Source organism: Streptomyces echinoruber (assembly GCF_014651135.1).
Classification (GTDB): Bacteria; Actinomycetota; Actinomycetes; order Streptomycetales; family Streptomycetaceae; genus Streptomyces; species Streptomyces echinoruber.
The window spans coordinates 1-13,487 of the sequence record NZ_BMWH01000018.1; the positions used below are offsets into that span (position 1 = coordinate 1).

General features: G+C 73.3%; 11 protein-coding genes. 2 read left to right on the plus strand and 9 right to left on the minus strand.

The features are described from left to right. Nucleotides 1-643: 643 nt before the first annotated feature. Nucleotides 644-1,648, minus strand: coding sequence for a stage II sporulation protein M (locus IE225_RS20275; protein ID WP_190058997.1), 1,005 nt, complete (start codon nt 1,646-1,648; stop codon nt 644-646). Between the two features lie 138 nt (nt 1,649-1,786). On the opposite strand from IE225_RS20275, the gene IE225_RS20280 reads away from it, so the two are divergent. After that, nucleotides 1,787-2,848 (plus strand): RDD family protein, encoded by a 1,062-nt coding sequence (locus IE225_RS20280; RefSeq protein ID WP_190058998.1) that lies wholly within the window; start codon nt 1,787-1,789, stop codon nt 2,846-2,848. A gap of 70 nt (nt 2,849-2,918) precedes the next feature. On the opposite strand, the gene IE225_RS20285 is transcribed toward IE225_RS20280, so the two are convergent. The 8 genes from IE225_RS20285 to IE225_RS20320 form a co-directional block, all read right to left on the minus strand. Next, nucleotides 2,919-3,533 (minus strand): hypothetical protein, encoded by a 615-nt coding sequence (locus IE225_RS20285; protein ID WP_190058999.1) that lies wholly within the window; start codon nt 3,531-3,533, stop codon nt 2,919-2,921. A gap of 282 nt (nt 3,534-3,815) precedes the next feature. Beyond that, nucleotides 3,816-5,273: an adenosylhomocysteinase gene (gene ahcY, locus IE225_RS20290; protein ID WP_190059000.1), complete on the minus strand. Its 1,458-nt coding sequence runs from the start codon at nt 5,271-5,273 to the stop codon at nt 3,816-3,818. Between the two features lie 356 nt (nt 5,274-5,629). Beyond that, entirely contained in the window at nt 5,630-6,616 is a 987-nt protein-coding gene (locus IE225_RS20295) for a cation diffusion facilitator family transporter (RefSeq protein WP_190059001.1), read from the minus strand. A gap of 245 nt (nt 6,617-6,861) precedes the next feature. Continuing rightward, a complete protein-coding gene (manA, locus tag IE225_RS20300; protein WP_190059002.1) occupies nt 6,862-8,013 on the minus strand; it encodes a mannose-6-phosphate isomerase, class I in 1,152 nt (383 codons plus the stop codon). A 233-nt stretch (nt 8,014-8,246) separates the two neighbouring features. Then, a complete protein-coding gene (locus tag IE225_RS20305) occupies nt 8,247-9,374 on the minus strand; it encodes an SIS domain-containing protein (RefSeq protein WP_190059003.1) in 1,128 nt (375 codons plus the stop codon). A gap of 48 nt (nt 9,375-9,422) precedes the next feature. Continuing rightward, a complete protein-coding gene (locus tag IE225_RS20310) occupies nt 9,423-9,593 on the minus strand; it encodes a Trm112 family protein (RefSeq protein ID WP_190059004.1) in 171 nt (56 codons plus the stop codon). Between the two features lie 380 nt (nt 9,594-9,973). Beyond that, a complete protein-coding gene (locus IE225_RS20315; protein ID WP_190059005.1) occupies nt 9,974-11,338 on the minus strand; it encodes a phosphomannomutase/phosphoglucomutase in 1,365 nt (454 codons plus the stop codon). A 957-nt stretch (nt 11,339-12,295) separates the two neighbouring features. Further along, nucleotides 12,296-12,718 carry a DUF3499 domain-containing protein gene (locus IE225_RS20320; RefSeq protein ID WP_190059006.1) on the minus strand — a complete coding sequence of 141 codons (423 nt, stop codon included), beginning with the start codon at nt 12,716-12,718 and terminating at the stop codon, nt 12,296-12,298. Nucleotides 12,719-12,989: 271 nt separating this feature from the next. Between IE225_RS20320 and IE225_RS20325 the strand changes: the two genes are divergently transcribed. After that, a complete protein-coding gene (locus IE225_RS20325) occupies nt 12,990-13,436 on the plus strand; it encodes a metallopeptidase family protein (protein ID WP_190059007.1) in 447 nt (148 codons plus the stop codon). Nucleotides 13,437-13,487 lie beyond the last annotated feature (51 nt).

Genomic DNA, 13,487 nt, shown 5'->3' on the forward strand with positions numbered 1-13,487 from the left:
TGTGTTAAGCACGCCGCCAGCGTTCGTCCTGAGCCAGGATCAAACTCTCCGTGAATGCCTTCCCCGATCGATCCGGGGCAACCACCACGAGAGCGGAACCAGGAGGGAGGAATCGTCCCCCCGGCTCCCAGCGTCCTCGCTGTGTGTGTTTCAAAGGAACCTCGCCACCAGACCCGGCACACAGGCCGGTCCGGCGGACGGGGCATCAACATATCTGGCGTTGACTTTTGGCACGCTGTTGAGTTCTCAAGGAACAACCGCTTCCTTCGTACTCACCCCGGACCCCTCGGTCCCGGGCTTTCCTCCGGGCGTTTCCCTTCGGTGTTTCCGACTCTATCAGATCTTTCCGATCCGATTTCCTCGGCGCCTTCCGGGTTTCCGCTTCCGCGTTTCCCTTCCGGCGGTCCCGACTTTATCAGAACTTCCGGGCCGGTTTGGCCGGCCGTTCTTTCCCGAGTCCGTCGGGGCGGCTTCTTCGGAATCGGCACTGGGCTCGCTCCGAGGAAGCGACAGATGTGAGGTCGCCCGCTGGGGTACACCCACCTCCAGGCAACTGCTCAAATCTACCTCCCCACCCGACCCGTGTCAACGGTGCCTCGTGGGGCGAAGAGGAGATTAGCAGCCGACGGCCCCCGGACGCACATCAGGCGGCCGTCGGCGCCGTGGCACTGCGCTCAACCTCGTCGACGTCGCCCGTGTCCCCGGCCCGGGCGGCTCGGCCGCCCAGGACGTAGACGTAGGCGAGGAAGGCGAGCTCGGCCAGGACACCGATGCCGATGCGGGCCCAGGTGGGCAGGCCGGAGGGAGTGACGAAGCCCTCGATGGCGCCGGAGACGAACAGGACGAGGGCGAGGCCGATGGCCATGCCGACCGCGACGCGGCCCTCCTCGGCGAGGGCGGTGCGGCGGGGGCGCGGGCCGGGGTCGATGAGGGTCCAGCCGAGGCGCAGACCCGTGCCCGCGGCGACGAAGACGGCGGTCAGTTCGAGCAGGCCGTGGGGAAGGACGAGGCCGAGGAAGGTGTCGAGGCGGCCGGCGGCGGACATGAGGCCGAGGCCGATGCCGAGGTTGAGCACGTTCTGGAAGAGGATCCACAGGACCGGCAGGCCGAGGAAGACGCCGAGGACCAGGCACATCGCGGCGGCCCGGGCGTTGTTCGTCCAGACCTGGGCGGCGAAGGCGGCCGCCGGATGGCTGGAGTAGTAGGTCTCGTACTCACCGCCGGGGCGGGTGAGCTGCCGCAGCTCGGTGGGGGCGGCGATGGCGGACTGCACCTCGGGGTGGGTGCCGATCCACCAGCCGAAGAGTGCGGCGATCGCGGTGGACAGCAGGGCGGTGGGTATCCACCAGCGGCGAGTGCGGTAGACGGCGGCGGGGAAACCGTGGGTGAGGAAGCGGGCGACGTCGCGCCACGAGGCGCGTCGGGTGCCGGTCACGGTGCTGCGCGCGCGGGCCACGAGCTGGCTGAGCCGTCCGGTCAGCTGGGGGTCGGGGGCGCTGGACTGGATGAGGGAGAGGTGGGTGGCGGTGCGCTGGTAGAGGGCGATGAGTTCGTCGGCCTCCGCGCCGGTGAGCCGGCGCCGGTGGAGCAGGGTGTCGAGGCGGTCCCACTCGGCTCGGTGGGCGGAGACGAAGACGTCCAGGTCCATCGTGTGCCTGCTCCTCGGCAGCTCGCCGGCTGCGCGTCGTAAGGGTCGGGAAAGGGTCTGCTGCCGTACTGCGGCGCGTGTGGCCCTCAGCTTGGCAGACTGGCCGTTCTCGGAGCAGGCCAGGGAAGGGCGGCGCAGGTGAGTGAGCTGGTCACGGGTGAGGCGGTGGCGCTGGAACTGCGCCCGGCGAGGCTGCCCAGCAGGGCGCTGGCCGTGTTGCTCGATCTGGCGGTGACGGTCGTCGTCTATGTCGCCGTGACCGTGGCTCTGGTGGCGGCGACCGCGTCCCTGGACGAGGCGGCGCAGATGGCGCTGCTGATCGCGTCGTTCCTGCTGGTGCTGGTGGGTGGGCCGATCGCGGTGGAGACGCTCAGCCACGGGCGGTCGCTGGGGAAGGTGGCGTGCGGGCTGCGGGTGGTGCGGGACGACGGCGGGCCGATCCGGTTCCGGCACGCGCTGGTGCGGGGGGCGCTGGGCGTGGTGGAGCTTCTGCTGACGTTCGGGGTCGTGGCCTGTATCGCTTCGCTGGTCTCGCCCCGGGGGCGGCGGCTCGGGGACGTGTTCGCGGGCACGCTCGTGGTGCGTGAGCGGGTGCCCGCGGGTCAGGCGGGTTTCGTGCCTCCGCCGCCGCCATGGCTGGCCGGGCGGTTCTCCGGGCTCGACCTGTCGGCGGTGCCCGACGGTCTGTGGCTCGCCGTCCGGCAGTACCTGACCCGTATGCGTCAGCTGGATCCGCAGGTCGGCTCGGCGATGGCGGAACGTCTCGCCACGGATCTCGCGGCGCGTACGGGGACGCCCCCGCCGTACGGCGTGCCGCCGGCCATGTATCTGGCGGCGGTGCTGCACGAGCGGCAGGCGCGGGAGGCGCGGCGAGCCTTCGGTGGCGGGGCGGTGTCGGGCGGCGAAGTCGCCGGGGTCTTCGGCGGTGGCGTGGCGCCCGGTGCCGCGCCCGGTGCCGCGCCCGGTGCCGCGCCCGGTGGGGTCGCGGGACACGTCGGCGACGTGCCTCCGGCGCCGACGTACCAGTCGCCCCGGACGCCGGGTGGGGCGGCCGGTACGGCGGGTACGGCGGCCTCCGAGCCGGATGTGCCGGCGCCCGCGTCCGGGGCGTCACCGGCTCCCGTCCGCGACGCCGGGTCCGAGCGGCCCGCCGCCGCCGAGGCCGAGCGGCCGGCCACCGGGTTCGTGCCGCCGACCTGAGAACGGGGCGCCAGCCCGAAGGGCGGGCCGTCGGCCGGACAGGCGGGCCGGTCGGGCGGGCAGGCGGGGGTCAGGGAAAGACGGACGGTGGGGATTCGAGGTCCTCGAGTTCGAGGCCGGGGGCGGCCAGGACCACGTCCCCGGCGAGGTGCACGGTGTGCTGCTCGCCCGTGTCCAGGGCTGTGACCTGGTACTCGTCCACGATCAGGGGGCCGCTGTCAGTGGCGTGTGCTTCTCTGGTCACCAGCGCCCAGGACTGGTCCACGGTGCGCGGGGCGAGGACTGGGTCCGTGAAGGCGACGAGGCGGACGCGGGTCGCGGGAGAGGAAGGGGTGAGGCGCAGGAGACGGGCGGTGGCGATGAGGAAGGCGGGGGATGTGCCGGTGAAGGCGTGGGCGCGCACGTTGCCTTCGGTGGCATGGGTGCCGGTGGGGTCGGTGCGGACCCAGGTGACGCCGTCGAGGGCGGCGCCGCGCACCTGCCAGCTTCCCGCGTGGAGTTCGAGGCGCAGGGGGCGGCCGAGGTCGTCCAGGGTGAGGTCGACCGAGCCGCGGTGTTCGCCGGCGGGAGTGGTCAGCAGGGACGTGTAGCGCCAGCCGCTGGGGCCGGGGGCGCACTGGAAATGCTCTTCTGCGAGGGGGGTGTGATCGTGCGGATCGTGGAGTGAATAGCGGCCGCGGGGCATGGGGGTCCTGGGTCGTGACGAGGCTGTCCGGCCTGCCGGGGCGGTGACGGCGCGGTTGTCGGCGCGGGCCGGCGGAGTGCCCGTCCGCGCCGGTTGCCGGATCGGTCAAAGGGGCAGGCCCCCGCCACGGGGGTGCGGGGGCCTGCCTCGGAGACCGCCGGCCGGAGACTGCTGGGCGAAGGCTGTCGAGCGAGCCGGTGCCGGGGAGCGGGAGGGCGCCGGGTGCGGCCGTGGAGCCGCGGGCGTGCCCACCCGCTCCCGCGGGCGGCGGCTCGGGCCGGGTCAGTAGCGGTAGTGGTCCGGCTTGTAGGGGCCGTCGACGTCGACGCCGATGTAGGCGGCCTGCTCCGGGCGCAGCTTGGTCAGCTTGACGCCGAGGGCGTCCAGGTGGAGGCGGGCGACCTTCTCGTCCAGGTGCTTGGGCAGCGTGTAGACGCCGGTCGGGTAGGCGTCGGGCTTGGTGTACAGCTCGATCTGGGCGATGGTCTGGTTCGCGAAGGAGTTGGACATCACGAACGACGGGTGACCGGTGGCGTTGCCCAGGTTGAGCAGGCGGCCCTCGGACAGGACGATGATCTTCTTGCCGTCGGGGAAGGTCCAGGTGTGGACCTGCGGCTTGATCTCCTCCTTGACGATGCCGGGCACCTTCGCCAGGCCGGCCATGTCGATCTCGTTGTCGAAGTGGCCGATGTTGCCGACGATCGCCTGGTGCTTCATCTTGGCCATGTCGCTGGCCATGATGATGTCGCGGTTGCCGGTGGCGGTGATGAAGATGTCCGCCTTGTCGACGACCTCGTCGAGGGTGGTGACCTCGTAGCCGTCCATCGCGGCCTGCAGCGCGCAGATCGGGTCGATCTCGGTGATGATCACCCGGGCCCCCTGGCCGCGCAGCGACTCGGCGCAGCCCTTGCCCACGTCGCCGTAGCCGCACACGACGGCGGTCTTGCCGCCGATGAGGACGTCGGTGGCGCGGTTGATGCCGTCGATCAGCGAGTGGCGGCAGCCGTACTTGTTGTCGAACTTCGACTTGGTGACGGAGTCGTTGACGTTGATCGCCGGGAAGAGGAGGGTGCCCTCGCGCTGCATCTCGTACAGGCGGTGGACGCCGGTCGTGGTCTCCTCCGTCACGCCGCGGATCTCCGAGGCGAGCTGGGTCCACTTCTGCGGGTTCTCGGCCAGGGTGCGGGTCAGCAGCTCGAGGATGACCCGGTGTTCCTCGGACTCGGCGGTGTCCGGCGAGGGGACCTCGCCCGCCTTCTCGTACTCGACGCCCTTGTGGACCAGCAGGGTGGCGTCACCGCCGTCGTCGAGGATCATGTTCGGACCGCCGGTGGGGCTGTCCGGCCAGGTGAGGGCCTGCTCGGTGCACCACCAGTACTCCTCGAGCGTCTCGCCCTTCCAGGCGAAGACCGGGACGCCCTGCGGGTTGTCGGGGGTGCCGTGGGGGCCGACGGCGATGGCGGCCGCGGCGTGGTCCTGGGTGGAGAAGATGTTGCAGGAGGCCCAGCGGACCTGCGCGCCCAGCGCGACCAGGGTCTCGATGAGCACCGCCGTCTGCACCGTCATGTGCAGCGAGCCGGTGATGCGCGCACCCTTCAGCGGCTGCACCTCGGCGTACTCCTTGCGGATCGCCATGAGGCCGGGCATCTCGTGCTCGGCCAGGGTGATCTCCTTGCGGCCGAACTCGGCCAGGGACAGGTCGGCGACCTTGAAGTCCTGTCGGTTGTCGACAGTGGTCATATGAGGCTGCTCCTCGGATGGGTCGAGGTGTGTTCGGCTGGCTGGTCTGCGCGGCGGTGGGCACACGGGTGCCCGTGAGGACACCGAGGTGCCCGAAGAGGGCACAGGCATGCCCACGTGCGCGCAGCGCAGTCCGTCGGAGGCCCTCTCTCCCTCGGCCGGTCCGTCCGGGACCGCCCGACCGCCATCAGCAGCGACGTCTGGCTCCGTCCCAAGCTACACCGGACGGCTCGGGTGTCCCCAGTCCGCCGGCGAACACAGCGAACACGGCGAACACATCGAGCCGATCACGGGCGTCCGGTCGCGGGTCGGCGCCGTGGCCGGGACGGCGTGGCCGGGACGGGCCGGTGCCCCGGTCAGTGGCCGGCGGCGTGCGGAGCCGGGCCGGGGCCGCCCGGGGTGGCCTCGGGGTCGGGGCCCTTGGCGGCCTCGGTCTCGCTGTAGATGTCGGGCTCGAGGTAGATCACGCGGGCGATGGGCACGGCGGCGCGGACGCGGGCCTCGGCGTCGTTGATGGCGGCGGCGACCTCGGCGGCCGTGTCGTCGTGCCGGACGGCGATCTTGGCGGCTATCAGCAGCTCCTCGGGGCCGAGGTGGAGGGTGCGCATGTGGATGATGCCGGTGACCGTGCGGCCGTCGACGAGGGCGGCCTCGATCCTGCCGATCTCCTCGGCGCCGGCGGCCTCGCCCAGCAGCAGCGACTTCGTCTCGGCGGCCAGGACCAGGGCGATCAGCACCAGCAGGACGCCGATCATGACGGTGCCGATGCCGTCCCAGATCCCGTCGCCGGTCAGCAGCGACAGGCCGACGCCGAAGAGGGCGAGCAGCAGGCCGATCAGGGCGCCGAAGTCCTCCAGCAGGACGACCGGCAGCTCGGGGGCCTTGGCGCGGCGGACGAACTGCGCCCAGGACAGCGAGCCGCGCAGCTCGTTGGACTCCTTGATGGCCGTACGGAAGGAGAAACCCTCGGCGAGGATCGCGAAGACCAGGACTCCGACCGGCCAGTACCAGTGCTCCAGCTCGTGCGGGTGCCGGATCTTCTCGTAGCCCTCGTAGATGGCGAACATGCCGCCGATCGTGAACAGCACGATCGAGACGAGGAAGGCGTAGATGAACCGCTCGCGGCCGTAGCCGAAGGGGTGCTGCGGGGTGGCTTCGCGCCGGGCGCGCTTGCCGCCGACGAGGAGCAGGAACTGGTTGCCGGAGTCGGCTATCGAGTGGACGCCCTCGGCGAGCATCGACGACGAACCGCTGAAGGCGAACGCGACGAACTTGGATGCCGCGATCGCGAGGTTGGCGCCGAGTGCCGCCACGATCGCCTTGGTGCCGCCTGACGCGCTCATGTGTCCGCGTTGTCCCTTCGCCCTCGTTCGTGGGCCGCCGCCCGGGGCCGTGCCCGCCCGGCGGCTTTGCCCGTCCTTTGCCGGTGGGCCATTGTTGCAGCCCGGTCCGGCGGCGGTACGCCCGGTCACCACCACCGCCGTATCCCGGGCGACCGTCACCGCCGTACCTCGGGCGACCGCCACCGCCGGACCTCGGGCGGCCGCCGCCGTACGTCAGGTGACCGCCACCGGGGCGGTCATGCGCGTCAGACGACGACCGTGGCCCGGAAGACCGTGCCGGCGCCGGAGACGCCGGCCTTCTCGTCCGCCGGGACGAACACGGACCGGCCCGGGGTGAGCTCGTACTCGCCCGCCCGCACGGTGCCGGCGGTGCACAGCAGGATCTGCGGGGTGGGCAGGGTCAGGTCGCGGGCGGGGGCGCCCTCGGACAGGACGTGGCGGGAGAGGCGGAACTCGTCGATCGGGGTCTCGTAGACCTCCTCGCCGTCCGGGGAGGCCTCCGGGCGCAGCACGCCCGGGTCGCCCGGCTCGAAGCGGACGACGCGCAGCAGTTCGGGCACGTCGACGTGCTTCGGGGTCAGGCCGCAGCGCAGCACATTGTCGGAGTTGGCCATGATCTCCACGCCGAGGCCGCCGAGGTAGGCGTGCGGGACGCCGGCGCCGAGGAACAGGGCCTCGCCGGGCCGCAGCCGGACGTGGTGGAGCAGCATCGCGGCCAGCACGCCCGGGTCGCCCGGGTAGTGGCGGGCGAGGGCGGCGTACGGCTCGTAGGGGCCGCCGAGGCGGGCGCAGGCGGCCGCGGCCTCGGTGACGCTGCGGGCCGTCTCCGCGCGGTCGGCGGTGAGCAGCGCGGTGAGCACCTCGCGCAGCGCCGCGTCCTCGGGGTGGGCGCGCAGCAGGTCGACGTAGGGCTTGAGGGAGCCGACGCCGAGGCCCTCGAACAGGTCGGCGGCCCGGGCCGGGGCGCGGAAGCCGCACAGGCCGTCGAACTCGGTGAGCGCGCAGATGAGTTCGGGCTTGTGGTTGGCGTCCTTGTAGTTGCGGTGCGGGGCGTTCACGGGGATGCCGCGGCGTTCCTCGTCCGCGTAGCCCGCCCGGGCCTGGTCCAGGTCCGGGTGGACCTGGAGGGAGAGCGGGGCGGCCGCGGCGAGGATCTTCAGCAGGAACGGCAGCCGCGGGCCGAACTTCGCCACCGCCGGTGCGCCCAGCTCGCGCTCGGGGTCCGCCTCGATGACCTCCAGCAGCGTGCCGCGGGGCGTGCGCGAGGGCGCGCCCGGGTGGGCGCCCATCCACATCTCGGCCTGCGGTTCGCCGCTCGGCTCGACGCCGAGCAGGTGCGGGATGGCGGTCGGGGAACCCCAGGCGTAGGGGCGGATGGTGTTGTCGAGGGGGTCCATGCGGGGTGGGGTTCTTTCTGCGGGTCGTCGTTACGGCCGGGCCGGCCTCGGGACCGGACCGGTCACGGGGCCGGGCCGGTCACGGGGCCGGGCTGATCTCGGGACCGGGCCGACCTCGGGACCGGGACCAGGACCGGAACCGGGACCGGCGTGCTGCCCGGGCTCTCCGTCCGGGAGCCGCCGCCCGATGGCGGGGCCGGTGGCCGGGCCCGGCGATGGCGGTCGGGTCTATGTCACGTCGTCGAGGCGAGGGACAGGTAAACGGCGGCGAAATCCGTGGTGGCGATCAGTTCCGCCAGCGTCTCGATCTCGTCACCCGGCTCCGGCTCCAGTTCGCTGATCGGCGTGTCGTGGCTCAGGGCCAGGTCGCGGGCGGCGGGCGCGGCGGTGATGCCCCCGATCGGGCGGTCGCGCAGCAGCACCACACGCGCGTGCAGCGCGGGCGGCTCCTCCACGCGGTCGCGGAAGAAGTCGTCCGGGTCGGCGCGGGCGGCGAGCGGGCCGGCCAGCAGGGCGCTGTGCGCGGCGAGCGCCTCGGGCAGTTCCGCCACCATCGCCGGTGCGCCCGACAACTCCGCCAGCGCGGCGGCGAACCGGCGGCCGGCCGGACCGGCCGAGGTGCCCTCCGTCCAGACGAGCGGCAGCGCGTCGGCGAGTTCGGCGGCCAGCGTCTTGGCCGGGTTGCTGTAGGTCGCGATCGCCGGGCCGCAGCGCTCGGCGACGTGGTCCAGCCGGTCGGCGACCTTCTCCAGGGCGTCCCGCGGGGCCGCGAGCAGGCCGATCTTGTCCAGGAGCACCAGCAACGGTGTCAGCAGCGCCCACAGCACGCCGGGGGACGAGGCCGCGAGGGGCTCCTCCTGGTCGTACGGAGCCGTGGCCATCGGTACGAACAGGCCGTGGGCGCCCGTGACCGCCTCCTGGAGCGGGGTGCGGACGGGGGCCACGGCGACGACGCTGCAACCGCGGCGGTAGGCCTGCTCGGCCAGCAGCGACAGGCTCGGTTCCGTGCCGTCCGGGGTGGCGATCAGCAGCAGATCCACGGCGCCGACCCAGCCCGGGAGCTCCCAGCGCAGGGCGCCGGCGGCCGGGGCGACCCCGGTCGGGGCCAGGCGGATGACGGGGCTGCCGGCGCCGGCGAGGGTGCCGAGGAGGTCGGCGGCGTGGGTGGCGGCGGCTCCGGGGCCGGCGATCAGGACGGCGCGGGGGCGGCCGTCGGGCTTGAGGTCGGTGACGCCCGCCTCCGCGGCGTGCCGAACGGCGGTGCGGACGCGGGCACCGGCCTCGGCGGCGCCGCGCAGCAGGCCTCGGCGGTCGGCTCGGGCGAGGGCCTCGGGGTCGTCGAGCAGCGGTTCGTCGAGCATGCGGCAGCCTCCGATCGGCTCCGGTCGCCGGGTGGTCCCGGCAGGGGGTTACGCGGGGCGGCGGGCCTCGTCGACGAGGAGGACGGGGATGCCGTCGCGGACCGGGTACGCCAGGCCGCAGTCCCGGCCCGTGCAGATCAGCTCGTCGCCCTGCTCCTCGAGGGGGGCGTGGCAGGCGGGGCAGGCGAGGATCTCCAGGAGGCCGGCTTCGAGCGGCATGGGGGTTCCCTTCGGGGACGACGGTACGGGTGTGGAGTGACGTGCCTGGTCAGGGTACCGCCGGGGAGGACGGGAGTGGGCTTCCCGTCCGCCCGGCTCGACCGGTCGCGGAGTGGCCGCGAAGTGACCGCGGAGTGGCCGCGCAGCGGCTGTGGAGCCGCTGCGGAACGGCCGTCACGGGCTTCCGCCCAAGCCCCCGAGTGGGGCTCCGCCCGGACCGGCGAGGGCCCGGGCCCGGCGAGGGCTCCGCCCCGCGCCCCGGGCATCGCCCGGAGGCCGGTGCACGGCAGCCCCCGCCGGAGCCCCTGGAGCCCCCGGGGCCCCTGGAGTCTCCGGAGCAGAGACCTCGCCGGAGCGGAGACCTCGCCGGAGCGGAAGCGTCAGCCGCGGATGATGCCCAGCACCTCGTCCCTGATCCTGGTCACGGTCTCCTCGTCACGCGCCTCCGCGTTGAGGCGCAGCAGGGGCTCGGTGTTGGAGGGGCGGACGTTGAACCACCAGTCGGCGGCGGTGACGGTGAGGCCGTCGAGTTCGTCGAGGGTGACGCCCTCCCGGCCCTCGAAGGCGGCCTTGAGGGCGGCGAGGCGGCCGGCCTGGTCGTCGACGGTGGAGTTGATCTCGCCGGAGGCGGCGTAGCGGTCGTACTGCGCGACGAGGGCGGACAGCGGGCCGTCCTGGCCGCCGAGGGCGGCGAGGACGTGGAGGGCGGCGAGCATGCCGGTGTCGGCGTTCCAGAAGTCGCGGAAGTAGTAGTGGGCGGAGTGCTCGCCGCCGAAGATGGCGCCGGTGCGGGCCATCTCGGCCTTGATGAAGGAGTGGCCGACGCGGGTGCGGACGGGGGTGCCGCCGTTCTCCTTCACCACCTCCGGCACGGACCAGGAGGTGATGAGGTTGTGGATGATCGTGCCCTTGCCGCCGTGCTTGGCGAGCTCGCGGGAGGCGACGAGGGCGGTGATCGCGGACGGCGGGACGGGGGCGCCGTTCTCGTCGACGACGAAGCAGCGGTCGGCGTCGCCGTCGAAGGCGATGCCGATGTCGGCGCCCTCCTCGCGGACCCGCTTCTGCAGGTCGACGATGTTGGCGGGGTCGAGGGGGTTGGCCTCGTGGTGGGGGAAGGTGCCGTCCAGTTCGAAGTACATCGGGACGAGTTCGATGGGCAGGCCGGCCAGGACGGTGGGCACCGTGTGGCCGCCCATGCCGTTGCCCGCGTCCACGACGACCTTCAGGGGGCGGATGGAGGTCAGGTCGACGAGGGAGCGCAGGTGGGCCGCGTAGTCCTGCAGCGTGTCGCGCTGCGTGATGGTTCCCGGCGTCTCCACCGGCTGCGGCGCCCCCTCGTCGAGCCACCGCTCGACCAGGGCGCGGATGTCGGCCAGCCCCGAGTCCTGGCCGACCGGGGCGGCTCCGGCGCGGCACATCTTGATGCCGTTGTACTTCGCCGGATTGTGCGAGGCGGTGAACATCGCGCCCGGCAGGTTCAGAGCGCCCGACGCGTAGTACAGCTGGTCGGTCGAGCACAGCCCGATCTCGGTGACGTCGGCGCCCCGCGCGGCCGCGCCGCGCCCGAAGGCGCGCGCCAGGCCCGGCGACGAGGGCCGCATGTCGTGTCCGATCACGATCGCGTCCGCACCGGTCACCTGGGCGAACGCGGCCCCGAAGAGCTCGGCCAGCGACTCGTCCCACTGGTCGGGGACCACTCCGCGGACGTCGTACGCCTTCACGATCTGAGACAGATCAGCAGCCACGGCCAACCCTCCTGGAAGTCCTGTCGGTCACCTCAAACTACCCGTCCCGGCCGGCCGTGGACGGTGTGCCCCGACGGCGTCCCCGGGCCGGTCCGGCAGCCGGATCACTCGTGCCCGCGAGTCGCCGGGCCCATACGCACAGGTCGTCCAGGAGCGGGCCCCGGTCGCCCGCGCGGGTCGCGAGGACGACGCGGGCGGGTTCGACGCCGTCCAGGGATCCAGGGGCACCGTGGTCAGATCGGGGCGGGGCTGTCCGGAGCGGACAGCCGCCGGGGCGATGGCCACGGCCTCGCCGACGGGGGCGAGTCGGGCACGGTTCGACTGTAGTCGCCGCCGGCCCGCGCCGATACCGGTGCGGGCCGGCGGCCGCAGGGTGAGCTGCGGTGATGCCGGAGGCGTATCGCGTGGTGCGGAACAGGTCCCGGACCGGCGGCGCCCGCCGCGCGCACCGTGGAACCACCGTTTCCGGTCCGGGACTTCACGTCCCGGCCTCCTCCCGTCCTCCTGCCGAGGCGAGTCGTCCTGCGTGTGTTCGCCACCGGTGCCACCGGTTTCGCCGGCAGTGCCGTCGTCCGCGAACCGCCGGACGCCGTCGACGACGCGGGGTGCCGTTGCGGAAGATCGCCGAAGTGTGCGGGCGATCGCCGAGGTGATCGGGAGATCGCCGAGGTGATCGAGCGGCGCCTGGGCCTGCCGGTCACCGGCCTGCCGGTCACCGGCCTGCCGCCCGAGGAGGCCCGCGCCCGCTTCGGCCGGCCGGCGCACTTCGTCCTGGGCGACCGCCCGGCGTCCGGTGCACTGACCCGGGAACGGCCGGGCCGGCGCCCGCGGCAGCCGGGGCTGCCCGCGGATCTGGACCGGGACCACTGCTTCCAGGACTACTGCTTCCAGGACCACTGCTTCGCGGAGTGCGCCGGAGTTACGGGTCCCGGTTCAGCCCGGGGGCGGGTGGGGCGGTCAGTTGTCCGGCGAGCGCAGCACCCGCAGGTGGCCGCGGCGGGCGACCTCCATGGGGTCGGCGGCGCGGCCGCCGCCACCGGCCTGGGCCGCGCGCTGCTGCGGGCGGGCCGCCTCGCGCACGGCGTTGGCGAGCGCCTCCAGGTCGTCGCCGCTGGGCCGGGCGGGGGCGGAGCCGTCGAGGAGCCGTACGACCTCCCAGCCGCGGGGTGCGGTGAGGCGCTCGGAGTGCTCGGCGCACAGGTCGTAGCAGTGGGGTTCGGCGTAGGTGGCGAGAGGGCCGAGAACCGCCGTCGAGTCGGCGTAGACGTACGTCAGCGTCGCGACGGCGGGGCGGCCGCAGGCGGTGCGCGAACAGCGACGTACAGGGCTCACGACGTTGGACGGTACCGCACTCTTGAGCGGGCCGCGACGACTCTTCACCAGGTCACTCCACCGTGTCGTGCTGTGAAACGCCCCACACCGTTCCCGGGCCTGCCTCGCTGACCTGCGCGGACGCCGGACTTCGTGGGGAAGCGGGGATTCCGGTCCGGTCATCAGTTGGTACAAACAACGCCAATTGGCTTGAGATCAACGGTCTTGGAGAGATACGGAATCGAGTCCGACCCTTGCTGGAACGGTCATGTGCCGACATCCCGCGACACCGCCCGAGGGCCGGGCGCACGGCCCCGCCGAGGACTACCCTTCACCAGTGATGGACAACCGTGTACCGCCCCGTGCCGCCGGCCCCGGGCCCCGTCGTCGTGATCGTCACGGGCGGGGCATGCGCGGACCGATCGCGCCGCCGCAGGTGCCGCTCGCCGCCAGCCGCGCGGAGGCGTTCGCCGACCTGGTTCAGGACTCCGTGGAACGGCTGGAGAGGCGCTGGCCGCAACTCGCCGACATCGACTTCCTCGTCCTGGAGGTGCCGCGGCTGGACGGGACCGGCGGGTGGAGCGACGAGGCGGTGCCGCTGGGCGGCACGGTGCCCGCGCGCGACGGGCGGCCGGCGCGGGTCGTGGTCTACCGGCGGCCCGTGGAGATCCGCACCAAGGGGCGCGACGAGCGGGCCGCGCTCGTGCACGAGGTCGTCGTCGAGCAGGTGGCGGAGCTGCTCGGGCTGACCCCCGAGACGGTGGATCCCCGCTACGGGGAGGACTGAGCACCCCACCGTACGCAGTGGCCGGCCCACCGTACGCGGTGGCCTGCCCAC

What these genes read in the sequence shown, in the direction of transcription:
- IE225_RS20275 (WP_190058997.1), bottom strand. Translation starts at nt 1,648, where the DNA reads ATGGACCTGGACGTCTTCGTCTCCGCCCACCGAGCCGAGTGGGACCGC.
- IE225_RS20285 (WP_190058999.1), bottom strand. Translation starts at nt 3,533, where the DNA reads ATGCCCCGCGGCCGCTATTCACTCCACGATCCGCACGATCACACCCCC.
- ahcY (WP_190059000.1), bottom strand. Translation starts at nt 5,273, where the DNA reads ATGACCACTGTCGACAACCGACAGGACTTCAAGGTCGCCGACCTGTCC.
- IE225_RS20295 (WP_190059001.1), bottom strand. Translation starts at nt 6,616, where the DNA reads ATGAGCGCGTCAGGCGGCACCAAGGCGATCGTGGCGGCACTCGGCGCC.
- manA (WP_190059002.1), bottom strand. Translation starts at nt 8,013, where the DNA reads ATGGACCCCCTCGACAACACCATCCGCCCCTACGCCTGGGGTTCCCCG.
- IE225_RS20305 (WP_190059003.1), bottom strand. Translation starts at nt 9,374, where the DNA reads ATGCTCGACGAACCGCTGCTCGACGACCCCGAGGCCCTCGCCCGAGCC.
- IE225_RS20310 (WP_190059004.1), bottom strand. Translation starts at nt 9,593, where the DNA reads ATGCCGCTCGAAGCCGGCCTCCTGGAGATCCTCGCCTGCCCCGCCTGC.
- IE225_RS20325 (WP_190059007.1), top strand. Translation starts at nt 12,990, where the DNA reads ATGGACAACCGTGTACCGCCCCGTGCCGCCGGCCCCGGGCCCCGTCGT.